The 23,360-nt window shown below is 72.2% G+C and carries 21 protein-coding genes and 1 pseudogene; 10 read left to right on the plus strand and 12 right to left on the minus strand.

Translation table 11 applies throughout. The features are described from left to right. Positions 1-21: 21 nt before the first annotated feature. Positions 22-960 (minus strand): sensor histidine kinase, encoded by a 939-nt coding sequence (locus AB0J76_RS39090; protein ID WP_352324149.1) that lies wholly within the window; start codon positions 958-960, stop codon positions 22-24. A gap of 266 nt (positions 961-1,226) precedes the next feature. On the opposite strand from AB0J76_RS39090, the gene AB0J76_RS39095 reads away from it, so the two are divergent. Continuing rightward, the gene (locus AB0J76_RS39095) at positions 1,227-2,414 is read left to right on the plus strand and encodes an RtcB family protein (RefSeq protein ID WP_352324148.1); all 1,188 of its coding nucleotides are present in this window, start codon (positions 1,227-1,229) and stop codon (positions 2,412-2,414) included. Between the two features lie 52 nt (positions 2,415-2,466). On the opposite strand, the gene AB0J76_RS39100 is transcribed toward AB0J76_RS39095, so the two are convergent. Continuing rightward, positions 2,467-2,856, minus strand: coding sequence for a VOC family protein (locus AB0J76_RS39100; RefSeq protein WP_352324147.1), 390 nt, complete (start codon positions 2,854-2,856; stop codon positions 2,467-2,469). Between the two features lie 201 nt (positions 2,857-3,057). Here AB0J76_RS39100 and AB0J76_RS39105 point away from each other — a divergent pair, with 201 nt between their 5' ends. Then, a complete protein-coding gene (locus AB0J76_RS39105) occupies positions 3,058-3,477 on the plus strand; it encodes a spore-associated protein A (RefSeq protein WP_352324146.1) in 420 nt (139 codons plus the stop codon). A gap of 56 nt (positions 3,478-3,533) precedes the next feature. Here the strand turns inward: AB0J76_RS39105 and AB0J76_RS39110 are convergent, their stop codons facing one another. The 5 genes from AB0J76_RS39110 to AB0J76_RS39130 are packed head-to-tail and all read right to left on the minus strand — an operon-like array spanning position 3,534 to position 10,544. After that, positions 3,534-4,154 carry a phosphotransferase gene (locus AB0J76_RS39110; RefSeq protein WP_352324145.1) on the minus strand — a complete coding sequence of 207 codons (621 nt, stop codon included), beginning with the start codon at positions 4,152-4,154 and terminating at the stop codon, positions 3,534-3,536. 48 nt (positions 4,155-4,202) lie between these two features. Further along, the gene (narI, locus tag AB0J76_RS39115; RefSeq protein WP_352324144.1) at positions 4,203-4,883 is read right to left on the minus strand and encodes a respiratory nitrate reductase subunit gamma; all 681 of its coding nucleotides are present in this window, start codon (positions 4,881-4,883) and stop codon (positions 4,203-4,205) included. After that, positions 4,880-5,434 carry a nitrate reductase molybdenum cofactor assembly chaperone gene (gene narJ, locus AB0J76_RS39120; protein WP_352324143.1) on the minus strand — a complete coding sequence of 185 codons (555 nt, stop codon included), beginning with the start codon at positions 5,432-5,434 and terminating at the stop codon, positions 4,880-4,882. Before narJ ends, narI begins: the two co-directional genes overlap by 4 nt. Then, positions 5,431-7,032 (minus strand): nitrate reductase subunit beta, encoded by a 1,602-nt coding sequence (gene narH / locus AB0J76_RS39125; RefSeq protein WP_352324142.1) that lies wholly within the window; start codon positions 7,030-7,032, stop codon positions 5,431-5,433. The genes narJ and narH overlap by 4 nt, the downstream gene beginning before the upstream one ends. After that, on the minus strand, positions 7,032-10,544 hold the full coding sequence (locus AB0J76_RS39130; RefSeq protein ID WP_352324141.1) for a nitrate reductase subunit alpha: 3,513 nt from the start codon (positions 10,542-10,544) through the stop codon (positions 7,032-7,034). The genes narH and AB0J76_RS39130 overlap by 1 nt, the downstream gene beginning before the upstream one ends. 45 nt (positions 10,545-10,589) lie before the next feature. On the opposite strand from AB0J76_RS39130, the gene AB0J76_RS39135 reads away from it, so the two are divergent. Genes AB0J76_RS39135 through AB0J76_RS39145 form a run of 3 tightly spaced genes read left to right on the plus strand, consistent with a single transcriptional unit; the run spans position 10,590 to position 15,266 of the window. Then, entirely contained in the window at positions 10,590-11,765 is a 1,176-nt protein-coding gene (locus tag AB0J76_RS39135; protein WP_352324140.1) for an MFS transporter, read from the plus strand. A 55-nt stretch (positions 11,766-11,820) separates the two neighbouring features. Further along, entirely contained in the window at positions 11,821-13,509 is a 1,689-nt protein-coding gene (locus tag AB0J76_RS39140) for an ABC transporter ATP-binding protein (RefSeq protein WP_364392601.1), read from the plus strand. A 2-nt stretch (positions 13,510-13,511) separates the two neighbouring features. After that, a complete protein-coding gene (locus AB0J76_RS39145) occupies positions 13,512-15,266 on the plus strand; it encodes an ABC transporter ATP-binding protein (protein ID WP_352325606.1) in 1,755 nt (584 codons plus the stop codon). On the opposite strand, the gene AB0J76_RS39150 is transcribed toward AB0J76_RS39145, so the two are convergent. Beyond that, the gene (locus AB0J76_RS39150; RefSeq protein ID WP_352325605.1) at positions 15,263-16,138 is read right to left on the minus strand and encodes an MBL fold metallo-hydrolase; all 876 of its coding nucleotides are present in this window, start codon (positions 16,136-16,138) and stop codon (positions 15,263-15,265) included. The genes AB0J76_RS39145 and AB0J76_RS39150 overlap by 4 nt on opposite strands. Before the next feature lie 64 nt (positions 16,139-16,202). Here AB0J76_RS39150 and AB0J76_RS39155 point away from each other — a divergent pair, with 64 nt between their 5' ends. Then, positions 16,203-16,631 (plus strand): MarR family transcriptional regulator, encoded by a 429-nt coding sequence (locus AB0J76_RS39155; protein WP_352325604.1) that lies wholly within the window; start codon positions 16,203-16,205, stop codon positions 16,629-16,631. Positions 16,632-16,679: 48 nt separating this feature from the next. Next, complete coding sequence (locus AB0J76_RS39160) at positions 16,680-17,543, plus strand: hypothetical protein (RefSeq protein ID WP_352325603.1); 864 nt, start codon at positions 16,680-16,682, stop codon at positions 17,541-17,543. Here AB0J76_RS39160 and AB0J76_RS39165 read toward each other — a convergent pair. Then, a complete protein-coding gene (locus AB0J76_RS39165) occupies positions 17,540-19,606 on the minus strand; it encodes a prolyl oligopeptidase family serine peptidase (RefSeq protein WP_352325602.1) in 2,067 nt (688 codons plus the stop codon). The genes AB0J76_RS39160 and AB0J76_RS39165 overlap by 4 nt on opposite strands. A gap of 44 nt (positions 19,607-19,650) precedes the next feature. On the opposite strand from AB0J76_RS39165, the gene mshB reads away from it, so the two are divergent. From mshB to AB0J76_RS39180, 3 genes are read left to right on the plus strand one after another with little or no spacing between them, the layout of a single operon-like run. Next, the gene (gene mshB, locus AB0J76_RS39170) at positions 19,651-20,580 is read left to right on the plus strand and encodes an N-acetyl-1-D-myo-inositol-2-amino-2-deoxy-alpha-D-glucopyranoside deacetylase (protein ID WP_352325601.1); all 930 of its coding nucleotides are present in this window, start codon (positions 19,651-19,653) and stop codon (positions 20,578-20,580) included. An 11-nt stretch (positions 20,581-20,591) separates the two neighbouring features. Beyond that, entirely contained in the window at positions 20,592-21,011 is a 420-nt protein-coding gene (locus AB0J76_RS39175; RefSeq protein WP_352325599.1) for a DUF6113 family protein, read from the plus strand. 17 nt (positions 21,012-21,028) lie between these two features. Next, positions 21,029-21,523, plus strand: a complete 495-nt coding sequence (locus AB0J76_RS39180) for a flavin reductase family protein (protein ID WP_352325598.1) — start codon at positions 21,029-21,031, stop codon at positions 21,521-21,523. Between the two features lie 26 nt (positions 21,524-21,549). Here AB0J76_RS39180 and AB0J76_RS39185 read toward each other — a convergent pair whose 3' ends face one another. The 3 genes and pseudogenes from AB0J76_RS39185 to AB0J76_RS39195 form a co-directional block, all read right to left on the minus strand. Further along, the gene (locus AB0J76_RS39185; RefSeq protein ID WP_352325597.1) at positions 21,550-21,729 is read right to left on the minus strand and encodes a hypothetical protein; all 180 of its coding nucleotides are present in this window, start codon (positions 21,727-21,729) and stop codon (positions 21,550-21,552) included. A 274-nt stretch (positions 21,730-22,003) separates the two neighbouring features. Next, positions 22,004-22,141, minus strand: a pseudogene (locus AB0J76_RS39190) (TetR family transcriptional regulator); the annotation flags it as partial. A gap of 223 nt (positions 22,142-22,364) precedes the next feature. Then, positions 22,365-23,312, minus strand: a complete 948-nt coding sequence (locus AB0J76_RS39195; protein ID WP_352325596.1) for a hypothetical protein — start codon at positions 23,310-23,312, stop codon at positions 22,365-22,367. Between the last annotated feature and the right edge of the window lie 48 nt (positions 23,313-23,360).

The raw sequence follows: 23,360 nt of genomic DNA on the forward strand, positions 1-23,360 counted from the left end.
CCCTGCGGCGGCCCCGCGTCGTCAGTCGCGCAGCAGGTGCAGGCGGAAGCGGGTCCCGGCCGGCTCCGAGCGCACCTGGAGCAGGTCGCAGAGCTGGCGCACCACCCACAGGCCGTGCCCGCGCAGGGCGGTCGGGGCGGGCGGCAGGTAGCCGGGCAGGACGGCCGTCAGCTTGCCCGGGTCGGTCACGTCGCACACGACGGCGTTCCCGTCGGTCCAGATCGCGAGGTCGCCGTGCCCGCCGCCGTGCTCGACGGCGTTGGCGGCGACCTCGTTGACGGTCAGCAGCAGGCGGTCGGTCAGGGCGCGGGACAGGCCGAGCCGTTCGGCGGTCGCCCGCACGTGCCGGCGCACGCGGTGCAGGTCGCCGTCGAAGCGCAGCCCGGTGGCCCCGGGCGGCGGAGGCGGCAGCGGGTCGTGGTCGGAGGCGAAGCTGAAGGACTCGGGCTCGACGTAATCGGTGCTGGCACGGGGGCCGTCACCGGTCAGCAGCCCCGGATGGGTCCGGCGGGCGCCGCCGACGACCCGGTCCGGCACCGCGCGCGTGTCGAAGGCGCAGACCATCCAGGCCGCGCGGGCGGCGAAGGCGGCGTTGACCACCGACTCGTACCGGGTCCACTCGGCCTCCTCGGCCGGGGTGCGGCCGTGCCAGACGGGCTCGCCGATCACCCTGGCCCGGGGATGGGCGTCGAGGTAGCGGCCGTAGGCGGCCAGGGTGCGGCCGGGGGCGTCGTACCAGCCGCCGGCCTCGGCGAACTCGACGTCGCCCGCGTCGCCGCCGAGGGCCCGCGTGAGCAGGTCGATGGTGGCGGCCGTGGTCACCACGAGCACCCTGTCGCGCGCGGCCAGCCCGTCGCGGCAGAAGGGCACGGCCGCGGCCAGGAAGCCGGCGTCGCTGGAGTAGACGAGCGCCTGGTGGACCAGCGGCTGCTCGTCCGGCTGGTCGGCGACGGCGATCATGTGCGCCCCGTTTTCTCCGCGACGGCGAGCTGGCGCCCGGCCACGATCGGTTGGAGGGGTCGGGCCGTTCTCAACGGTATATCTCCCGGGTGCGCGCATACAGGGTGTATGTCGGCACACCACGGTCACCATAGCCAATGAAGCGCGGACCCGGCCCGGCCTTGCCAAGATCTCCGGTCGCGGTGGCCGTGCTAATTCGGTTGCAGGGGGTATGTCGTGTCTGGCCAGATAGATCATGTTCTTGCAGGCGGACGGGAGGAGGCGACATGGCGTACAACGAGGTGAGCGGGACCAGGCATCCGCTGCGGATGTGGGCGGAGCCGGAGACGGTCGACCCGCAGGCGATGCAGCAGCTGCGGAACGTGGCCAACCTGCCCTGGGTCCATGGCGTCGCCGTCATGCCCGACGTGCACCACGGCAAGGGGGCGACGGTCGGGTCGGTCATCGCGATGAAGGACGCGGTGTCGCCGGCGGCCGTCGGGGTGGACATCGGCTGCGGGATGACCGCCGTCAAGACGTCGTACAAGGCCTCGCAGCTTCCCGACAACCTGGCCTACCTGCGGGGGAAGCTGGAGCAGGCGGTCCCCGTCGGCTTCCAGCACCACAAGCGGCCCGTCGATCCCGCCAAGGTGCACGGGATGCGGACGGCCGGGTGGGCGGAGTTCTGGCGCGAGTTCGACGACCTGGCCCCGGCCGTCCACGGCCGCCGCGAGCGGGCCGAGGCGCAGATGGGCACGCTGGGCGGCGGCAACCACTTCCTGGAGGTGTGCGCCGACGACGAGGGCTGGGTGTGGGTGGTCCTGCACTCGGGGTCGCGCAACATCGGCAAGGAGCTGGCCGAGCACCACATCGGGGTGGCCCGCGGCCTGTCACACAACCAGGGCCTGGTGGACCGGGACCTGGCGGTGTTCCTCGGCCACACCCCGGAGATGGACGCCTACCGCCGCGACCTGTACTGGGCCCAGGACTACGCGCGCCGCAACCGGGCGCTGATGATGGGCCTGGTCTGCGACGTCCTGCGCCGCCACCTGCCGGGCATCGGCTTCGACCAGCCCATCTCCTGCCACCACAACTACGTGGCCGAGGAGCGCTACGACGGGGTGGACGTGCTCGTCACCCGTAAGGGGGCGATCCGGGCGGGCAGCGGGGACCTGGGGATCATCCCGGGCTCGATGGCCACCGGCACGTACATCGTGAAGGGGCTGGGGAACCCGCGGGCGTTCAACTCGGCCTCGCACGGGGCCGGGCGGAAGATGAGCAGGACCAAGGCCAAGAAGACGTTCACGGTCAAGGACCTGGAGGAGCAGACGTTCGGGGTCGAGTGCCGCAAGGATCCCGGGGTGATCGACGAGATCCCGGGGGCGTACAAGGACCTGGAGTCGGTGATGGCCGCGCAGCGGGACCTGGTGGAGGTCGTGGCGCACCTGCGGCAGCTCATCTCCATCAAGGGCTGAGGCCCGCACGGCCCCGGGACGGGCCGTGCGGGGCGCGGTCACGCGGGACGGCTCAGGGGTGCGGGGCCGTCCCGGCGCGCTCGGCGGCGCTGCGCAGGACGCAGAACTCGTTGCCCTCGGGGTCGGCGAGCACCGCCCAGCCCGTGCCGTCCGGCTCGCGCAGGTCGGCGATCAGCGTGGCGCCCCGGCGCACCAGGCGCTCGACCTCCTCGTCGCGCGTGGAGCCGGGACGCAGGCACAGGTGCAGCCGGTTCTTGGCCGCCTTCGGCTCCGGCACCTTGTTGAAGTGCAGGATCGGGCCCTCCTTCAGCATCACCCGCACCTCCTCGTCGCCCGGGCGGTCCTCCGGGTGGACGGGACAGCCGGTCACCTCGCTCCAGAACCGGGCGAGCTCGTACGGATCCGCGCAGTCGATCGCGACATTCTGCAATACCGACACCATGGCTGGAATCCTGCCCCAAAGCAGCCCGCATGTCGCCGGAGACCCGCCCGCACCGGGGTGACCGTCCTCCGGCCGGGCCGGAAGGCCGTGGATTACGGGGGAACCGAAATCGCATTTGTGTGTTGTTCGCCTGCCGTTCGCCTTCTTGATCACTCGCTGCGCGAAGCTGACGGACGTTCAGGAGCGACAGTAAGGATGAACATGCGCACGATCACCAAGACGCTCTTCGCCGCGGGCGTGCTCGCCTGCGGTCTGGCCGGCGCCCTGCCCGCACAGGCCGCCGTCGCCGCCGTGGACCCGGCCGGCGTGTGCGGGTCCGGGTTCCGCGTCATCGACTCGCACCCGTTCAAGTCCGGCAGCACGGCGCTGGGCACGATCTACCTGTCCTACAACTCCGGCACCGGCAAGAACTGCGTGGTGACGGTCAACAAGACGCCGTACACGCGGTGGATGCGGGCGACGCTGAGCGTGCAGGGCGGCGCGACCAAGACCGACGCCGGTGAGTTCAAGTCGTACGCGGGACCGGTGATCCTGTCGGCCGTGAACACCTGCGTCAAGTGGGGCGGCGCCTGGGACGAGTCGCCGTACGTGTGGACCAGCGGCTGGAGCCACTGCGGCTGATCCCGGTCGAGGACGTCCGAGCCTCGCCTCCCGGGGCTCGGGCATCGCGCGACGCGTCAGGCGCTCCAGGCGGCGGTGAGGTCGAGGCGTTCGCGCCACAACTTCTCGCCGCCCCCGCCCGGCTCCCACCGGCCGCAGAACTCCAGCAGGTCGCGGCAGCGCGCCACCATCGACGCCTGCCGCTCGGCCCAGGACGGCACCGGCCCGCCGTAGGCGTCGAAGAAGCGCGGCAGCAGGGCCACGTGCTCGGGGTGGTGGCTGCGGACGATCCACTCGCACCAGGCGAGGTCCTCCACCGGCCGGCCCGGATGGGCCCACTCCCAGTCGAGGATCGCGGTGGTCTCGAACGTGGCGGGGTCGAACAGCAGGTTCTGGGGACCGTAGTCGCCGTGCACTATGCCGAGGCGGTGGATGCGGGCCAGGACCCGGCCGCACTCGGCCAGCACCTCGGCGGCGCGGCCCTCGTCCAGCAGGTCCTGGCCGTGGGCGCCGGCCACGAAGCGGGTGGTCAGGCTCGTGGCGGTGATCTGGTGCACGCGCGGCACCGGCAGCCGGCCGCGCAGCCGGCGCAGGTATCTGCTCTCCGTGCCCAGCCTGAAGGCGGCCTCCGGGCCCTGGTAACACTTGACGACCAGAGCGCCGTCGCCGACCGTGCTGTTGGTGTACCCGTGCTCCACAGCCAACGATTCTGACGCACCCGCCCCCGTTCCGGGCGGCGCGGCGCGCTATCGGGACCGGGCCCGATACACGATGTAAGGGCGGAACAAATAGGTGATCGGCGCCGAAAGGGCGTGCACGAGGCGGCTGAACGGGAAAAGCACGAACAACGCCATCCCGATCACGGTGTGCACCTTGTAAAGGACGCTCGCGTGCCCCATCGCGGTGGCGTCCGGGTCGAGCACGAAGATGCCGCGGAACCAGGGGGCGACGGTCGTGCGGTAGCTCACCTCGCTCGGCACGAACCCCGCCACCGTCGTCACCACCCCGGCCGCGATCGCCGCGGCGAGCACCACGTACATGGTCTTGTCGTTCTTCGTCGTGGCCAGGAAGACGGGCCCGTTCGTGCGGCGGCGGTAGACCAGCAGGGCCAGCGCCACCAGCGTGGCCAGCCCGGCCAGGCCGCCCCAGATCAGGGCGTTGGCGTGGTACGCCTCGTTCGACACGCCGATCGCGTCCGTCCAGGAGAGCGGGACGAGCAGGCCGGTCACGTGCCCGATGATCACGAAGATCAGGCCGTAGTGGAACACCGGGCTGGCCACGCGCAGCAGCGGGCTCTCGTAGAGCTGCGACGACCGGGTGGTCCAGCCGAACTTGTCGTACCGGTACCGCCAGATCAGGCCGCCGATGAAGATCACCAGGGTGACGTACGGCGTGACCACCCACAACATGCTCTCGCCCCAGCTCACCGGTACCCTCCCACGGTCTCGGCCGGCGGCCCCCCGGCGGCCAGGCGGTGCGCGGCGGCGCGTTCGGCGGCCGTGGGCGGCGGCAGCGCCGCGCACACCACCCCGATCACCTCCGCGTACGGCGAGCCCAGCTCGGTCAGGGCGGACAGCAGCAGATCGAGCCCGACGCGATGCTCCCTCAGCAGCGCCACGCCGGACGGGTCGAGCGCCGCGAACTCCAGCACGACCGGCAGGAAGTCGGGCAGCTCGTCGTCCAGCAGCTCCCAGCCGGCCACGCGGTAACGCTGCTTGAGCGCGGCCAGGGACGCGCCGCGGCGGCGGGTGTCGCCGTCGGTGTAGTAGGTCAGGTAGAGGCAGCAGCGCCGGTGCAGGTCGAACGTGTCGACGTAGTGCGCGGCCAGGTCGCCCGCGTCCAGGTCCGCGATCCGCGCCAGGAACGCCGCGAAGTGCGGCTCGGCGGCCTCCCTGATCAGCGGCAGGCGGCGGTGGAAACGTTCGTCGGGGTAGGCGAGCAGGTGCGCGGCGGCCTGCCAGATCACGGCCTTGTTCATGATTTCCCCTTCTTCGGGGGGAAGAGACCTGCTGGGATGCCCCGGCCGTCCCAGTTGAGGAGGTTCACCCGGTCGTGGGTGATCTCGTCGCTGGTCTGGCGGTCCTTGAGCCCGTGGAAGGACTCGACGGAGACCGGCAGCGGCCTGCCCGACGCCTCCCCGAAGGGGGCCTGCATGCCGGGGCCGCCGTAGTAGTCGAGGCTGCAGCCGGCCTCCTCGACCACGCCGGGCACGTTGCCGTACGCGGTCGGGATCACGTACCGCTCCTCGTACTTGGCCAGGGCCAGCAGGCGGTACATGGCCCTGATGTCGTCCTCGGTCAGGCCGGTGTCCGGCAGGACCGGCTCCTGCCCCAGGTTGACCCCCCGCATGTACGAGCGCATCGCGGCCAGCCGGCGCAGCGCGGCCGTCACCGGCACGGGATCGCCCGCGGTGAACAGCTCGGCCAGGTACTCCACGGGGATGCGCAGCGACTCGATGGCGGCGAACAGGTTGTCCGCGTCCTCGCCGTCGTGCCCGGTGTTCGCCAGGGCGTCCACGACGGGGGAGAGCGGCGGGACGTACCAGACCATCGGCAACGTCCGGTACTCCGGGTGCAAGGGGAGCGCTATGCGATATTTCATAATCAGGTCGTATACGGGGGATCTGCGGGCCGCCTCGATCCAGTCGGCCGGCAGCCCCGCCGTGGCCACGGCCGGGTCGTCGGGGTCGACGAAGACGCCGAGCTGGGCCTCGTACAGGTCGCGCTCGTCGGCCACCGAGGCGGCCTGGCTCACCCGGTCGGCGTCGTAGAGCAGCACCCCGAGGTAGCGCAGGCGGCCCACGCAGGTCTCCGAGCACACCGTCGGCAGCCCCACCTCGACCCGCGGGTAGCAGAAGGTGCACTTCTCGGCCTTGCCGGTCCGGTGGTTGAAGTAGACCTTCTTGTACGGGCACCCCGTCACGCACATCCGCCAGCCCCGGCAACTGTCCTGGTCCACCAGGACGATCCCGTCCTCGGCCCGCTTGTACATGGCCCCCGACGGGCACGAGGCCACGCAGGACGGGTTCAGGCAGTGCTCGCAGATGCGCGGCAGGTAGAACATGAACGCCTGCTCGAAGTCCAGCCTGACCTGCTCCGACACCTTGCCCAGCACCGGGTCGGGGGACGGGTCGCCGCCCAGGTTGTCGTCCCAGTTGGCGCTCCAGCGGATCTTCATGGGCTCGTTGCTGATCAGCGACCTCGGCGGCGCCACCGGGACGTCGTCGGAGAGCGGGGCGCGGGTCAGGTTCTCGTAGTCGTAGGTCCAGGGCTCGTAGTAGTCCTGGATGGAGGGCATGAGCGGGTTGGCGAAGATGGTGGCCAGCTTGCGGAACCGGCCTCCGGCGCGGAGTGTCAGGCGGCCCCTGCGGTCGAGCTTCCAGCCGCCCCGCCAGCGTTCCTGGTCCTCGTACCGGCGGGGGTAGCCCTGGCCGGGGCGGGTCTCGACGTTGTTGAACCAGACGTACTCGACCCCGGGACGGTTCGTCCAGGTCTGTTTGCAGGTGACGGAACAGGTGTGACAGCCGATGCACTTGTCCAGGTTCATCACCATGGCGATCTGAGCCATGATCTTCATCAGTAGCGCACCTCCTGCGACCTGCGGCGAATGGTGGTGACCTCGTCCCGCTGGTTGCCCGTGGGGCCGAGGTAGTTGAAGGCGTACGAGAGCTGGGCGTAGCCGCCGATCATGTGCGTGGGTTTGATCAGCACCCTGGTCAGCGCGTTGTGGATGCCGCCGCGGCGGCCGGTCTCCTCCGACTTCGGCACGTCGATCAGCCGGTCCTGGGCGTGGAACATGTAGACCGTGCCCTTCGGCATGCGGTGGGACACGATGGCCCGGGCCACCACGACGCCGTTGCGGTTGACCGCCTCGATCCAGTCGTTGTCGGCGATGCCGAGCCGGGTCGCGTCCTCGGTGGACATCCAGATGGTCGGGCCGCCGCGCGACAGCGACAACATGAGCAGGTTGTCCTGGTACTCGGAGTGGATCGACCACTTGGAGTGCGGGGTCAGGTAGCGCAGGGTGGCGCTCTCGCCGAAGAGCTCGGCCATGTCCAGCGGCGGCCGGTAGACCGGCAGGGCCTCGCCGTACTCGTGCATCCAGTCGTGGTCGAGGAAGAAGTGCATGCGGCCGGTGAGCGTGTGCCAGGGCTTGCCGTTCTCGACGTTGATCGTGAACGGCGAGTAGCGGCGGTCGTGCGCCTCCTTGCCCGACCACTCCGGGCTGGCCGCGACGTGCGTGGGCCGGGCCTGGGTGTCGGCGAAGACGATGCGGTGACCCTCGTCCATCAGGTCGTCGAAGCTGCGGCCGGTGCGCCGGGCGAGCTGGCGGAAACCCTGGGCGGCCAGCCTGCCGTTGCTCACCCCGGACAGCGCGAGGATCGTCTCGCACGCCTTGGCGTCGGTGTCCAGCTCGGGACGGCCCTTCGCCACGCCGCGCGGCACCAGGCCGCAGCGCTGGCCGAGCCAGGCGACCTCCTCGTCCGGCATGAAGGTCACGCCCTTGACCTGGAGGCCGAGCCGCTCGGTGAGCGGGCCGAGCGCGGCCAGCTGCTCCGCGACCGCGCCGTAGTCGCGCTCGACCACCTTCAGCGTCGGCTCCGGCGCGCCGGACGCGCGCCCGCCGGGCTGCCCGGTCTCGCCCGGCGTGTCGTGCTGGTACGGGACCACCACGACGTCCCTGCGCACCCCCAGCCGCTCCTTGGCCAGCGCGCTGAAGGCCCTGGCGATGGCGTGGAAGGCGGCGAAGTCCGTCCTGGTCTCCCAGGGCGGCGAGATGGCCGGGTTGAACGCGTGCACGAACGGGTGCATGTCCGTCGAGGACAGGTCGTACTTCTCGTACCAGGTGGCGGCGGGCAGCACGATGTCGGAGTAGACCGTCGAGGACGTCATCCGGAAGTCGAGCGTGAGCAGCAGGTCCAGCTTGCCCCTCGGCGCCTCGGGGTCGGGGTGTTCCAGGTTGGACGTGGCGCCGAGCAGGTGGTGCAGGAAGTACTCGTTGCCCTTGGCCGACGAGCCGAGCAGGTTCGACCGCCACAGGGTCAGCACCCGCGGCCAGTTGGCCGGGTCGTCGGGGTCCTCGGCGGCGTGCCGGAGCCTGCCCTGCCGCAGCTCCTCCAGCGTGTACGCCACGGGATCCTCGTGCTCGCCCAGCTCCAGCGGGTTGCGGTCGAAGGCGGGCGACATCGGCATCCAGCCGTTGCGCACGGCCTCGGCCACCAGGTCGGCCGTGTGCCTGCCGCGGAACGCGCCGGGCCCGAGCGGCGAGGTCAGCGCGCCGGCGTCGAACCGGTCGTAACGCCACTGGTCGGTGTGCAGGTACCAGTACGGCGTGCCGGGCGCCTGCCGCGGCGGGCGTGACCAGTCGAGCGCGCCGGCCAGCACCGCCCAGCCGCTCTGCGGGCGGCACTTCTCCTGGCCGACGTAGTGGGCCCAGCCGCCGCCGTTGCGCCCCTGGCAGCCGGTCAGCAGCAGCAGCGACAGGAACGCCCGGTAGATGGTGTCGCCGTGGAACCACTGGGTGGCGCCCGCGCCCATGATGATCATGCAGCGGCCGCGGGTGGTCTCCGCCGTCCTGGCGAACTCGCGGGTGATCTTGACCACCCGCTCGGCCGGGACGCCGGTGACCGGCTCCTGCCAGCCCGGCGTGTACGGCTCGGCCGCGTCGTCGTACCCGCCCGGCCAGACGCCCGGCAGGCCCGGCCTGGGGACGCCGTACTGGGCGAGCAGCAGGTCGAACACCGTCGTCACCAGCCGTCCGCCGACGCGGGCGACCGGCACGCCCCGGCGCAGGGCGCCCTCGCCGTCGAAGCGCGGCAGCAGGAGCTGGACGCACTCGCCGCCGTACAGGGTGAGCTTCGGGTCGACGTCCAGGTCGAGGTTCCAGCGGCCCTCGCCGGAGTCGGTCCAGCGAAAGCCGACCGAGCCGTTCGGGACCACCGGCTCGCCGGACCCGGCCATGAGCACGGTCTTCCACTCGGCCGCCTCCTCCGCCGAGCCCAGGTCCTTGGCCGTGAGGAACTTGTCCGGCACGTACGCGTCCTCGTGCTCGCGCAGCGTGACCAGGAAGGGCAGGTCGGTGCAGCGCTTGACGTAGCCGGTGAAGTACGGCACCTCGCGGTCGACGAAGAACTCCTTCAGCAGCACGTGGCCCATGGCCATGGCCAGGGCGCCGTCCGTGCCGGGACGCACGCTCAGGAACTCGTCGGCGAACTTGGCCGCGTCGCTGAAGTCGGGCGAGACCACCACGACCTTCTGGCCCCGGTAGCGCGCCTCGGCCATCCAGTGGGCGTCCGGCGTGCGGGTGACCGGGACGTTGGAGCCCCACATCATCAGGTACGCGGCGTCCCACCAGTCGGCCGACTCCGGGACGTCGGTCTGGTCGCCGAACACCTGCGGCGAGGCCACCGGCAGGTCGGCGTACCAGTCGTAGAAGGAGAGCATCGTGCCGCCGATCAGCGACACGAACCGGGAGCCGACGGCGTGGGAGACCATCGACATCGCCGGGATGGGGGAGAACCCCGCGACCCGGTCCGGCCCGTACGCCTGGATGGTGTGCACGTGCGCCGCGGCGATCATCTCGACGGCCAGGTCCCAGGTCACCCGGACGAGCCCGCCCCGGCCGCGCGCGCCCTGGTAGCTCGCCCGCTTCTCCGGATCGGTGGTGACCTCGGCCCAGGCGGCCACCGGGTCGCCCAGCCGCTCCCGCGCCTCCAGGTAGAGCTGCACCAGCACGCCCCGCGCGTACGGGTAGCGGATCCGCGTCGGCGAGTAGGTGTACCAGGAGAAGGCCGCCCCGCGCGGGCAGCCGCGCGGCTCGTACTCCGGCCGGTCGGGGCCCACGCCCGGATAGTCGGTCTCCTGCGTCTCCCAGGTGATGATGCCGTCCTTGACGAACACCTTCCACGAGCACGAACCGGTGCAGTTCACGCCGTGCGTCGAGCGCACCACCTTGTCGTGGCTCCACCGGTCGCGGTAGAAGGCGTCGCCTTCCGTGCCGCCTTTCAGATAGAGAGTCCGCAGGTCACCGCTGGTGGCCGATCTGCGGAGGAACCGACCGGTCTTCAGCAGGAGATCCTCGGCGCTCATACCCCCACTTCATCACAGAAGGTGACCCTCTGTTACACAGGGTGTATGTCTGTGCTTCGTAAAGGTCAGGTGCGGAACCTGGCGCTGGCCACGGCGGCCTTCGCCGTGACGTTCTGGGCCTGGAACCTCATCGGCCCCCTGTCGGGCAGTTACAGCAGGCAGCTGCACCTGTCCGCGACACAGACCTCGCTGCTTGTCGCGATCCCGGTGCTGGTCGGCTCGCTCGGGCGCATCCCGGTGGGCGTGCTGGCCGACCGGCTCGGCGGGCGGCGCATGTTCGCGGTCATCTGCTTCGTGTCGATCGTGCCCGTCCTGTTCGTGGGCTGGTCCGAGTCGTACGGGTGGCTGCTGTTCTGGGGGTTCCTGCTGGGCGTCCCCGGCACGTCGTTCGCCATCGGCATCCCGTTCGTCAACGCCTGGTACGAGCCCGCCCGCAGAGGGTTCGCCACCGGCGTGTTCGGCGCCGGCATGGGCGGCACCGCGCTGTCGGCGTTCTTCACCCCCCGCCTGGTGGAGGAGTTCGGCCGGTTCGCGACCCACCTGCTCATGGCCGCGGTGCTCGCCCTGATGGGCGCGATCATGATCGGCGGCAGCCGCGACTCGCCCGCCTGGTCGCCCGCCACCGCCCCGGCCCTGCCCAGGATGCGCGAGGCCACGAAGCTCAGGGCCACCTGGCAGTGCGCCTTCCTGTACGCCGTCACCTTCGGCGGGTTCGTGGCGTTCTCGACGTACCTGCCGACCCTGCTGCAGAACGTCTACCACTTCGCCCAGACGGGCGCCGGGCTGCGCACGGCCGGCTTCTCGATCGCCGCCGTCGCCGCCCGGCCGATCGGCGGCACGTTGTCCGACCGGATCGGGCCGGTCAGGGTGCTGCTCATCTCGCTGGCCGGGACGGTCGTGATGGCGGTCGCGCTGTCGTTCCGGCCGCCCGCCGAGGTGCCCGCCGGGGCCTGCTTCGTGCTCATCGCCTTCTTCCTCGGGCTCGGCACGGGCGGCGTCTTCGCCCTGGTGGCCGAGCTCGTCGAGGCGTCGAAGGTCGGGACGGTGACGGGGCTCGTGGGCGCGGCCGGCGGGCTCGGCGGGTACTTCCCGCCGCTGGTGATGGGGGCCGTCTACGGCGCGTCCGGGTCGTACACCGTGGGCTACCTGCTGCTCGCGCTGACCGCCCTGGTCACGTTGCTCTACACCGTGCGCACGTTCCGGCACGTGCCCGATCGTTAGCCAGGCGAAAAACCGTTTGCCGGGCCGGGCGCCGGCTTGTCAACCTTGTCAGACCATGCGCTCCCTTCCTGAGGCCGATCCCGGCCTGCCCGACATCCGCAGCCCGCTCCGCTACCTGTGGTGGAACGCGCGGCGTCAGGCGCGTGCCCTGCTCGCCGGCATCGGCTTCGCCACGCTGTGGTGGCTGGTGCAGGCGCTCGTGCCCGCGGTGCTCGGCAAGGGCATCGACGCGGTCACCGCCAAGGACACCCGGGCGCTGCTGACCTGGGCGTCGATCCTGCTCGGGCTGGGGCTGCTGCAGGCGTTCACCGGGATCATGCGGCACCGGATGGCGGTGTTCAACTGGTTGTCGGCGGCCTACCGCACCGTCCAGGTGACCGCGCGGCAGGCCGCCAGGCTCGGGGCCACGCTGCCCAAGAAGGTCTCGACCGGCGAGGTCGTCAGCGTCGGCAACTCCGACATCGCCCACATCGGCAGCTCCATGGACATCCTGCTGCGCGGCACCGGGTCCGTGGTGGCCATCGTCGCGGTCACCGTCATCCTGCTGACGACGTCGGTCCCGCTCGGGCTGCTCGTGCTGTTCGGCGTGCCGCTCATGGCGGTCGCCGTCTCGCCGCTGCTCAAGCCGCTGCACCGGCGGCAGAAGCGGCAGCGCGAGCTGACCGGCGAGCTGTCCACCAGGGCCGCCGACATCGTGGCCGGCCTGCGGGTGCTCCGCGGCATCGGCGGCGAGCAGGTGTTCGCCGGCCGCTACGGCGAGGAGTCCCAGCGCGTGCGGCACGCCGGAGTGGGCGTGGCCCGGGTCGAGTCGCTGCTCGAAGGCGCCCAGATCCTGCTGCCCGGCCTGCTCATCGCGGTCGTCACCGGCATCGGCGCCACGTTCGCGGTCGGCGGCGAGATCAGCACCGGCGACCTCGTCGCGCTCTACGGCTACGCCGCCTTCCTCATCGGCCCGCTGCGCACCTTGACCGAGGCCGCTGACAAGCTCACCAAGGGCCACGTCGCGGCCCGCCGCGTCATCCGCATCCTGGCGATCGAGCCGGAGGTCGCCGGCGGCACCGAGACCAGCGCCGGCGGCGTGCTGCGCGACTGCTACAGCGGCGTCACCCTCCAGCCCGGCATGCTCACCGCGGTCGCGGCCGACGCGCCCGAGGAGGCCGCCGCCATCGCCGACCGCCTCGGCCGGTACGCGCCGGGCGACGTCACCTTCGGCGCCGTCGAGCTGGCCTCGCTGCCCATGGCCGAGATCCGCGCGCGCATCCTGGTCGCCGGCAACGACGCCCGCCTGTTCACCGGCACGCTCAGGAACGAGCTCGACGTCCGCGACGCGGCCACCGACGAGGACGTGCGCGCGGCCCTGCACGCCGCCTGCGCCGAGGACATCGTCGAGGCGCTGCCCGACGGCCTCGACGCCCAGGTGTCCGAGGCCGGGCGCGAGTTCTCCGGCGGCCAGCAGCAGCGGCTGCGCCTGGCGCGGGCCCTGGTCGCCGACCCCGAGGTGCTCATCCTGGTCGAGCCCACCAGCGCCGTCGACGCCCACAGCGAGGCCCGCATCGCCGAGCGGCTGGCCAAGGCGCGCGCCGGCCGCACCACCATGATCTGCACGACCAGCCCGCTGGTGCTCGACCGGGCCGACCACGTGGTCTACGTGGCCGACGGCCGGGTGCTGGCCGAGGGGACACACCGGCACCTGCTGGACGCGTCCCCCGAATACGCCGCGACCGTGACCCGAGGGGAGGGCTGACCGTGGCCCGCGAGATCCTGCCGGTCGCCGACCGGAGACAGGTGCGCGCCTACGCGCGCAGGCTGACGCTGAAGTACCCGCGGCAGCTCACCGTCGCCCTGGCCCTGCACGGCCTGGCCGCCGTCGCCGGGCTCGTCGTGCCGTGGCAGCTCGGCAGCCTGGTCCAGACCGTCCAGGACGGCGGCGAGGTCGACGGGCTGCTCGTGGCCGTCGTCATCGGCGCGTTCCTGTTCCTCCAGGGCCTGCTGGTCCGCTTCGCCGTGCTGGCCTCGGCCAGGCTGGGCGAGAAGGTGCTGGCCGAGCTGCGCGAGGAGTTCGTCGACCGGGTGCTCGGCCTGCCGCTGTCCACGGTCGAGCGGGCGGGCGCCGGCGACCTGATCACCCGTACCTCCCGCGACGTCGACTCGTTGTCCAGGACCGTCCGGCACGCCGTGCCGGAGACGCTCATCGCGCTGGTCACCTTCGTGATCACCATGGGCGCGCTGGTGCTGGTCAGCCCGCAGCTCATGCTGCCGATGCTGGTCGCCGGCCCGCTGATCTGGTTCGCGACCCGCTGGTACCTCAAGCGGGCGCGCGACGGCTACCTGCGCGAGAACGCCGCGTACGCCGACATGACCGAGGGCCTGGCCGAGACCGTCGAGGGCGCGCGGGCCGTGGAGGCGCTCGGCCTCCAGGAACGCCGGCGCGAGCGCACCGACGGCGACATCCGCCGCTCCTACGCCGCCGAGCGCTACACCCTGGGCCTGCGGACGCTCTGGTTCCCCGCGGTCGAGCTCGGCTACGTCATCCCGGTGGTCTCCACGCTCCTGGTCGGCGGCCTGTTCTACACCAACGACTGGGTGACGGTCCAGCAGGTCACCGCCGCCCTGGTCTACGCCCAGCAGCTCATCGACCCGCTCGACCGGTTCCTCATGTGGATCGACGAGCTCCAGGTGGGCGGCGCGGCCATGGCCCGGCTGCTCGGCGTGGCCAACGTGCCCGACGACCGCCAGCCCACCGCCGCCCGCCCGGCCGGCGAGCTGTTGCGCGCCGACGACGTCAGGTACGCCTACCGCGAGGGCCGCGACGTGCTGCACGGCGTGTCGCTGACCGTCGAGCCGGGCGAGCGGCTGGCCATGGTCGGCCCGTCGGGGGCCGGCAAGTCCACGCTCGGACGGCTGCTGGCCGGCATCCACGGGCCGCGCACCGGCGCGGTCAGCGTGGGCGGCGTGCCGCTGGTCGACCTGCCGCTCGACGACCTGCGCGGGCACGTCGCGCTGGTCACCCAGGAGCACCACGTGTTCAAGGGCACCGTCCGCGACAACCTGCTGATCGCCCGCCCCGGCGCGGACGACGCGGCGGTGCGCGCGGCGCTGGCCGCGGTCGACGCGCTCGACTGGGTGCAGACGCTGCCCGAGGGGCTGGAGACCGAGGTCGGGTCCGGCGGCGCCGCCGTGCCGCCCGCGCAGGCCCAGCAGCTCGCGCTGGCCCGGCTGGTCCTGGCCGACCCGCACACGCTGGTGCTCGACGAGGCCACCTCGCTGATCGATCCGCGGGCCGCGCGCCACCTGGAACGCTCGCTGGCCGCCGTCCTGGAGGGCCGTACGGTGATCGCCATCGCCCACCGGCTCTACACCGCGCACGACGCCGACCGGGTGGCCGTCGTGGAGGACGGCCGGATCACCGAGCTGGGCCCGCACGAGGAGCTGGTCGCCGAGGGCGGCTCGTACGCGGCCCTGTGGGCGAGCTGGCACGGCACCCCCGCCGCCACTCCCTAGGCCACGGGCTCCCAGACCGATCCTTCGGCCGTGTCCCGCGCGCGGCCGAAGACCACGTCGGCGAAGTGGATGCCGAAGCCGATCGTGTCCGGCCGCAGCAGCTCCTCGACCAGCCGCCGCCGGTGCACGGTCGACTCCACGCGGTCCAGGTCGGAGCCGGCCGGCCACTCGGGACGGCGCACCTGCACGGGGGAGTGCAGGGCGTCGCCGAAGGCCAGCAGCCGCTGCCCGCCCGAGGTGATCGTGTAGGCGGTGTGCCCGGAGGTGTGACCGGGCGCGAACGTGGCCCGCACCCCGGGAAAGATCTCCTCGCCGTCGCCGAACGTCCTGACCCGGGGGGCCATGGCCGTCAGGGCCTCCTCCGGCGTGCCGAAGTCGAGCGTCCGGTGGCGCTCGGTCCATTCGGGCTCGGCGAACAGGTACTCGGCGGACGGGAACGCGGGCCCGCCGGCGGCCGGGTGCCAGGCCCAGCCGATGTGGTCGATGTGCAGGTGGGTGAAGGCCACCGCCTCGACGTCCTCGGGACGGCGGCCCAGCCGGGCGAGGTTGTCCAGCAGGTCGCCGCCGCGCAGCTCGCCGATCAGCGGGTCGGCCGGGTCGTCCGGCTGGTGCACGGGGCCCACCCCCGCGTCGATCAGCAGGGCCCGCTCGCCCGCCTCCACCAGCAGGCCGCCGATGCCGGCCACGAGGTTGCCGGTCTCGTCCAGGTGGTCGGCGTGCTCGGCCCAGTCGCGCTCGGTCGTGCCCGGCAGCCAGCCGTACGGCTTGAGCCGCACGCTCCCGTCGGGCACGAACGTGACCTTGAGGTCGCCCACCTGCAGCGAGCGAAGGGTGGACGGGCGGCGCAGGCGAAGGCTCTCGGAAGTGCTCATGGCGGAAACTTATAGCTAGAACCTTTCAAGTTGCAAACATCCTAGCTTGAGGTAGTTTTGCGGTATGACAACGTCCGAAGCCGAAGCGCGGGCCGCGGCCGAGCGGAACCTCTGCGGCCTGGTGGGCGCGCTCGCCAGGCAGATCGAGGGGCACGTCAGGGAACGCGCGGCCGCGCTCGACCTCACCGCCGCCCAGGCGGTGGCGCTGCGCGAGCTGACCGGCCCGATGACCATGAGCGACCTGGCGGGGCGCATGGGCTGCGAGCCCTCCAACGCCACGTTCGTCATCGACCGGCTGGAACAGCAGGGCGTCGTGGAGCGCCGCCCGCATCCCAGCGACCGGCGGGCCAAGCTGCTCGTGCTCACCCAGGAGGGCGCCGGCCTGCGGGAGCGCCTGCTGGGCCTGCTGACCGAGGGCTCGCCGCTGGCCGCGCTCACGCCCGACGAGCAGTCCGTGCTCCAAAGCCTGCTGGAGCGGGCGGCGCCGCGGTAGCGCCGGCGGGGGTTGCGATGATCGTCCGGCGCTGTCAGCATCGTCGGAGTGAGCACCTGGCAGCGCGCCTGGGAAGGCGTGCTCGGACTCCTCGCCCTGCTGGGCCTGGCACTCGTCCTGATCACTACGGTCAGTGACCGCCTGCTCGACATCCTCGCCCACGCCGGGCAGCTCGGCCTGATCGTCATGGGGTTCGGCCTGTCGCTGCGCACCGGCACGCCCAATCTCGCCGTGGGCGCGGTCGCCGCCGCGAGCGGCGCCTTCGTGGCGTCCGCGGCGGGCGCCGGGCTGCCGCTGCCGCTGGCGATGCTGCTCGCGCTCGTGCTCGCCGGGCTCCTGGGGGCCGCCATGAGCATGTTCACGATGCTGCTGACGGCCCCGGCCTGGGCCGTCACGCTCGGCGCCGCCGTCGTGTGCGAGGCCGTGGCCATCGCGCTGCTCGGCGACGGGACGATCCCGCTGGAGACCGCCGCGCTCTATCCCGGCCCGCTGGGATTCGCCGTGTTCGCGGTCGTCTCGATCGCCGGCGGCCTGCTGTGGAACCGGCAGGAGGTGCGCAAGGAGCTCGGCGCCGGATGGCCCGGCGCGGTGCTCGGCCTCGCCGGGTCGAGCATGCTCGCCGCCGCGGGCGGCATCGCGCTGCTCCTGCGCCTCGGCGCGGCGCCCCAGGGCGACCAGGGGCTCTACAGCACCATGTTCGCGCTCGCCGCCGTCCTACTGGGCGGCACCAGCCCGTACGGCGAGCGCGCCGGCGTGGCGGGCACCGTGCTCGGCGTGCTGATCCTGGCCGTGGCGCAGGGCCTGCTCGCCTACCTCGGCGCCCCCCTGTGGGTGTTCCTGCTGGTCATGGGGCTGGTGGTGCTGATCGGCCTGGGCGCGTCGAGACTGCTCGACGCCCTGCGGACCGCCTAGCCCAGCGCCTTCTTCAGGAAGTCGACCTGGAGCAGGAGCAGGTTCTCGGCCACGACCTCCTGGGGCGTCATGTGCGTCACGCCCGACAGCGGCAGCACGCTGTGCTGGCGGCCGGCCGCGAGCAGCGCCGAGGACAGGCGCAGCGTGTGGGCGGCCACCACGTTGTCGTCGGCCAGGCCGTGGACCAGGAGCAGCGGGCGTTCGAGCTTGGGCGCGTCGGCGAACAGCGAGGAGTTGTCGTAGACCTCGGGCTGCTCGTCGGGGTGGCCCAGGTAACGCTCGGTGTAGCAGGTGTCGTACAGCCGCCAGTCGGTCACCGGCGCGCCGGCCACCGCCGCGTGGAAGACGTCGGGACGCCGCAGCACGGCGAGCGCGGCCAGGAAGCCGCCGAAGGACCAGCCGCGGATGGCCACCCTCGACAGGTCGAGGTCGTCGGGGTACTGCTCGGCCACGCCCTGCAGGGCGTCGATCTGGTCCTCAAGCGCCGGGGTCGCCAGGTCGCCCAGCACCGCCCGCTCGAACGCCGGACCGCGGCCCGGCGTGCCGCGGCCGTCGGCCACGATCACGGCGAAGCCCTGCTCGGCGAACCACTGGCTCTCCAGGAACGCGCCGCGCCGGTTGAGCACCCGCTGCGCGTGCGGGCCGCCGTACGGGTCCATCAGGACCGGCAGCCGGCCCGAGCCCTGCTCGTACCAGGACGGCAGCACCACGGCCGTGGCCAGCTCCCGGCGGCCCGAACGCCCCAGCGACACCCGCAGGTCGAGCCCCGGACGCTCGGCGTACGACGGGATCGGGACCGCCATGCCGTCGCGCCGCACCACCGTGGTCGAGACGCCCTCGGCGTCGAGACTCTGCTCCGACAACACGCCGACGCCGCCGGACATCCGCCCCGAGAACACCCCGGACCGGGTCGAGACCGGCAGCAGCGAGTGGCCGTCCCAGGTCCACAGGTGGATGTCGGTCGGGTCGCCGCCGCTGGCGCTGAACAACACGCTGTCGTGGTCGACGTCGAGCACCGACCGCACCTGGAGGGTGGGCGGCGTGACCGCGCGGTCGCCGACGAACAGCCGGTGGCCGCCCTCCGACGTGGCCACCCACACCAGCGAGCCGTCGTCAAGGTGCGCCGGCACGCCGGTGACGATGTCCACCCAGGCCGGGTCGGTGTCCTCGCGGACCAACGTGGACAGGCCGGTCGCCGGATCGACGGAGAACAGCCGCAGCGTCTTCTGGTCGCGCGTCATCGTCACGATCGACAGCGCGTGGTCGTCCCAGGCGGCCGTCGTGAGGTACTCCTCCTCGAACGGCACCGCCACCCGCGACCCGTCGAGCCCGAGCACGAACAGCTCGGTACGGGCGTTGGGCGTGCCGGCCGCCGGGTAACGCTGGGCGACGGCCGGACGGGAGGGGTTGGCCGGGTCGGCGATGTACCAGGTGCCGACCGGCTCCTCGTCGGCCCGCTCGACCAGCAGCGCGTCGCCCGACGGCGACCACCAGTAGCCGCGCATGCGGTCCATCTCCTCGGCGGCGATGAACTCGGCCAGGCCGTAGGTGACGGTCGGCGACTCCGGCGTGGCGAGCACCTCGCCGCGCCCCGAGTCGAGGTCCTGGACGTGCAGGGCGCCGCCGGTGACGTAGGCGACCTGCCGCCCGTCGGGGGACAGCCGGGGGTCGATGACCGCGCCCGGCGTCTCCAACTTGCGGGTCTCGCCGCTGCCCAGCTCGACGACGTAGAGAGCGCCGGACAGGGCGAAGGCCGCCCTGGTCAGCGCGGCGTCGGCGCCGTAGGCCACCACGCCGCCGGCCGCCTCACGGCTGCGCTCGCGCCGCGCCCGCTCCTCCGGCGGCAGGTCCTCGTCGTCGGCGTGCAGGGTGCGGGGATCGACCACCAGGCGTTCGACGTGCGTTTCGGTGTCGAGCTCCCACAGGCAGGTGACCGGGTCGGTGCCGGACCTCGTCCGCAGGAAGACCACTCGTCCGCCGTCGGGGGAGATCGTGAACCCCCTGGGCACTCCCAGGGTGAACCGGCGGGTCCGTGCCGACAGTCGCGGGAAGCTCTCACTCATGGGCTCAATCCTGCCAGTATCCAGCCATTGTTACGCTCATGACTATGACTGATCGCCGCCTCCTGCTCGTGCACGCCCATCCGGACGACGAGTCGATCGGCACCGGCGCGACCATGGCCAAATACGTCGCGGAAGGCGCCCACGTCACGCTGGTGACCTGCACGCTGGGGGAGGAGGGGGAGGTCATCCCCGCCGACCTCGCCCACCTGGCGGCCGACCGCGACGACCTGCTCGGGCCGTACCGGATCGGGGAGCTGGCGGCGGCCTGCCAGGCGCTCGGCGTCGAGGACCACCGCTTCCTCGGCTCGCCCGGACGCTGGCGCGACTCCGGCATGATGGGCGTCGCCACCAACGACCGGCCCAACGCCTTCTGGCAGGCCGATCTCGACGAGGCGGCCGGCGAGCTGGTCAAGGTCATCCGCGAGGTGCGCCCGCAGGTGCTGGTGACCTACGACGCCAACGGCTTCTACGGCCACCCCGACCACATCCAGGCCCACCGGGTGGCCCGCCGGGCCTTCGAGCTGGCCGCCAAGCCCGACTACGTCCCGGGCGGCCGGCCCGCCCCGCGCCAGGACGAGCCGTGGCAGATCGCGAAGTTCTACCACACGGCCGTGCCCAGGTCCGTCATGCGGCGCACGGCCGAGGCGCTGCCCGGCTCCGGCACCGGCTTCCTCGTCGAGGACGTCGACGACATCCCCTTCGGCAGCCCCGACGAGGACATCACCACCGAGATCGACGCCCGCCCCTGGGTCGGCAACAAGCGGGAGGCCATGCGCGCCCACGCCACCCAGATCACCGTCGACGGCCCGTGGTACGCCCTGTCCAACAACATCGGGCAGGAGGTGCTCGGCGTGGAGCACTTCGTCCTGGCCATCGGCGTGCCCGGCCGGCCGGTGCCCGGGCCGCCGGTCGACGCCGGGGGGCTCGGCGAGCCGCACAACCGCGAGAACGATCTCTTCGCGGGCATCCACTAACCTCGTTCCCCATGGAACATCGCAGCCAGGCGGAGTCGGCGCTGGGCGGGGCGGCGTACGGCATGCTGTTCGTGCTGGGTGTCGTGCTCGGCGTCGTGGGCGGGTTCACGCATGCGCTCGACCAGCAGGGCGGCGTTCCGTGGGTGGCGATCGGGTGGGTGCTCGCGCTGTTCCTCCTCCCGCTGGGGGCGGCCAGGCTCATGCGGACGAAGCTCGCCGCGTTCGCGGTCGGGCTCGGCTGGCTGCTGGTGACGATGCCGTTCACGCTCGAACTCAATGCCGGAGATCTGGTGATCTCTCAGGGTGCGGCGGGGTACGTCTACCTGTATGGCGGTTTGCTGGCTCTCGTGGTGGCGTTCATGTGCTCGCCCTCATCCGGTGGGGGTTCGTGGTTGTTGCGGGGATACCCACCTCCAAAGAATCCGACGTAGAGGCATAAAGTAACGTCGTGCATTCCATAGAGCGGCATGTGGACCCGGGAAACTACCGTAAGGTCGTCGGCCGCTTCGCCACGGGAGTCGCGATCGTCACGACCCGGCTCGGCGGCGTGGACCACGCGATGACCGTCAACTCCTTCACGTCGGTGTCCCTCGACCCCCTGCTCGTGCTCTTCTGCGCCGAGAAGGTGGCCCGTTTCCACGACGCCGTGATCGAGGCCGGGGTGTGGGGCGTGTCGGTGCTGCACGCCTCGATGGAGGACGCCTCCCGCTTCTTCGCCCACCGCGGCCGTCCGCTGAACGGGCAACTGGCCCGGTGGGAGCACCATCGCGGGGAGTCGGGCGTGGCCCTGTTCACGGGCGCCCTGGCCACGGTCGAGGTCGCCACGACGGCGGTGTACGACGGCGGCGACCACTCGATCGTGCTCGGCCAGGTGACGGCCCTCGGCACCCCCGCGGACGGCTCGCCGCTGCTCTACCACGACGGCCGCTACAAGAACCTCTGACCCCGCGGCAACCTCTGACCCCGCGGCTACGCCCGGCCGCCGGCGCGGCGGTCGTGCCGGTCGTGCCGGTCGTGCCGGTCGAGGGCGGCGGCGAGCAGCGCCCGCGCCGACGAGCACATGGTGTCGGCCGCCTGCTGCCGCGTGTATCCGGCGATGTCGGTGAGCCAGGCCAGCGACTCGATGCCGGTCGCGGCGCGGATGGCCACTGCCAGGTGGTGGAGGGTCCAGGCCGGGGTGGGTGTCGCGGAGCGGGGCGAGGGCGTCCTCGATCCAGCCGACGGCCCGGCCGCCGCGCAGGTGCGGCTGTTCGGCGCCCGGTCGCAGGGACAGGCGCAGCGAGGTGCGCAGCTGCGGTTCCCAGTCGAGGGTGAGCCGGGTGAAGGCGGTCATCACCAGGTCCAGCCGCGCCGCCGGGTCGGCGGGCGGGTTCGGGGGGAGCAGGGAGGTCTGTTCGATCTGCGGGTGCGCGGCGGTCAGCAGGGCGTTCTGGTTGGGGAAGTAGCGGTAGGCGGTGGTGCGGGAGATGCCGGCCGCGGCGGCGGCGTCCTCGACCGTGGGGTCCGCGCCGCCGGCCAGCAGGCGGGTGAGCGTCCTAGCCGAACGAGAGGCTCTGGCCATCTCACCGGCAAGCGGTGTCCCTAGGGGGTTGGCGCCCCGGCTTGGCGGTGTCTCTGGGAGGTGTTGGGGGCGATAGGGGATTCAGCCGTGGTGGGGAATGGGCCTGGTGAGTTGGGCCCTGATGTGAGAGGGCGGCCGCGGTGGGTCATGGGGGCAGGGGGGCATGACCAAGGGCCAGGCGTTGGGGGCCTGGCCCTTGGTCATGCGTTGTGTCGGTCGGCGGTTACTGGGTGGGGGACTCCGGCGGGGTGGGAGTGTCGGTGGGGGCGCCGGTGTCCGTGGAGGTCGGGGTCGGGGTCTCGGAGGGGAGATCCGTCGGGGGCGCGCACGTCGGGACGTCCGTGGGGACGTCGGTCGGGGCGCTGGTGGGGTTGTCGGTCGGGACGTCCGTCGCGGTCGGCGTCGGCGTCGGAGTGGGGGTCGGGGTGTCGCTCGCCGGTGGGGCGGCGGCCTGGGCCGGGGCGTCCGGGACGTCCGGGGACTCCGAGACCGAGGTCGACGGCGTGGCGGTCGGCGTTTCGGACGGCGGGAGCGGGGACGTCGGCGGGGCCGGCTGACAGGTGAACGTCACCGTCTCCGTCGGCCCCGGCACGGTCACCGTCGGGCCGGGCACGGTCACGGTCGGGCCGGGCTGGGTCACCGTGGCGGTCACCGTGGCCTGCTCGGTCACCGTGGACGTCACGGTCGCCGTCGCGCTCGGCGCGGCAGTGGCGGTCGGCGAGACCGTCACGGTGCGGGTCGGCCAGGGAAGCGGCTTGACCTTGACGGCCGGCTTGCCCCTCGCCTTGTACGTGCCCTTGCCCAGCTTCTTCGTGGTCTGCCCGGTTCCGGTGGTGACGGGGAACTGGGCGGTGGCGCTCCTGCAGGACTTGCTCCTGCACACCTTCTGCTTCACGGTGAAGCGGGCCGCTCCGTCGTACTTGACGGACACATTCAAGTACGAGACGCCCTTCTTCTTGACCACCTTCGTCGTGGCGGTGTAATCCCCGACCGAGGGCGTTGCCGTGGGCGTCGCCGTCGGGGTGTCGGTGACGGGTAACGCCACCTGCGCGCCGGAAGGAGAATCGGTAGAACGTAGGGGATCGGTGGCTGATGTCTGGGTGATCGCGACTCCGCCGGCTCCGGCCAGTGCAACAGCGCCGAGCAGCGCGCCCAGGATGGAGAATCTCATAATCCTGCTCTTGTGGGAGATTTCAGGACGCAGATCATTATTCCGACT

It is taken from the genome of Nonomuraea sp. NPDC049624 (assembly GCF_040675255.1).
GTDB lineage: Bacteria > Actinomycetota > Actinomycetes > Streptosporangiales > Streptosporangiaceae > Nonomuraea.

Bases quoted from the DNA above. Each gene is read 5' to 3' on its own strand.
- mshB (WP_352325601.1), top strand. From the start codon at position 19,651: ATGACTGATCGCCGCCTCCTGCTCGTGCACGCCCATCCGGACGACGAG.
- AB0J76_RS39175 (WP_352325599.1), top strand. From the start codon at position 20,592: ATGGAACATCGCAGCCAGGCGGAGTCGGCGCTGGGCGGGGCGGCGTAC.
- AB0J76_RS39150 (WP_352325605.1), bottom strand. From the start codon at position 16,138: ATGAGCACTTCCGAGAGCCTTCGCCTGCGCCGCCCGTCCACCCTTCGC.
- narH (WP_352324142.1), bottom strand. From the start codon at position 7,032: ATGAAGATCATGGCTCAGATCGCCATGGTGATGAACCTGGACAAGTGC.
- narJ (WP_352324143.1), bottom strand. From the start codon at position 5,434: ATGAACAAGGCCGTGATCTGGCAGGCCGCCGCGCACCTGCTCGCCTAC.
- AB0J76_RS39195 (WP_352325596.1), bottom strand. From the start codon at position 23,312: ATGAGATTCTCCATCCTGGGCGCGCTGCTCGGCGCTGTTGCACTGGCC.
- AB0J76_RS39130 (WP_352324141.1), bottom strand. From the start codon at position 10,544: ATGAGCGCCGAGGATCTCCTGCTGAAGACCGGTCGGTTCCTCCGCAGA.
- AB0J76_RS39105 (WP_352324146.1), top strand. From the start codon at position 3,058: ATGCGCACGATCACCAAGACGCTCTTCGCCGCGGGCGTGCTCGCCTGC.
- AB0J76_RS39135 (WP_352324140.1), top strand. From the start codon at position 10,590: ATGTCTGTGCTTCGTAAAGGTCAGGTGCGGAACCTGGCGCTGGCCACG.
- AB0J76_RS39165 (WP_352325602.1), bottom strand. From the start codon at position 19,606: ATGAGTGAGAGCTTCCCGCGACTGTCGGCACGGACCCGCCGGTTCACC.
- AB0J76_RS39090 (WP_352324149.1), bottom strand. From the start codon at position 960: ATGATCGCCGTCGCCGACCAGCCGGACGAGCAGCCGCTGGTCCACCAG.
- AB0J76_RS39140 (WP_364392601.1), top strand. From the start codon at position 11,821: ATGCGCTCCCTTCCTGAGGCCGATCCCGGCCTGCCCGACATCCGCAGC.
- AB0J76_RS39095 (WP_352324148.1), top strand. From the start codon at position 1,227: ATGGCGTACAACGAGGTGAGCGGGACCAGGCATCCGCTGCGGATGTGG.
- AB0J76_RS39100 (WP_352324147.1), bottom strand. From the start codon at position 2,856: ATGGTGTCGGTATTGCAGAATGTCGCGATCGACTGCGCGGATCCGTAC.
- AB0J76_RS39155 (WP_352325604.1), top strand. From the start codon at position 16,203: ATGACAACGTCCGAAGCCGAAGCGCGGGCCGCGGCCGAGCGGAACCTC.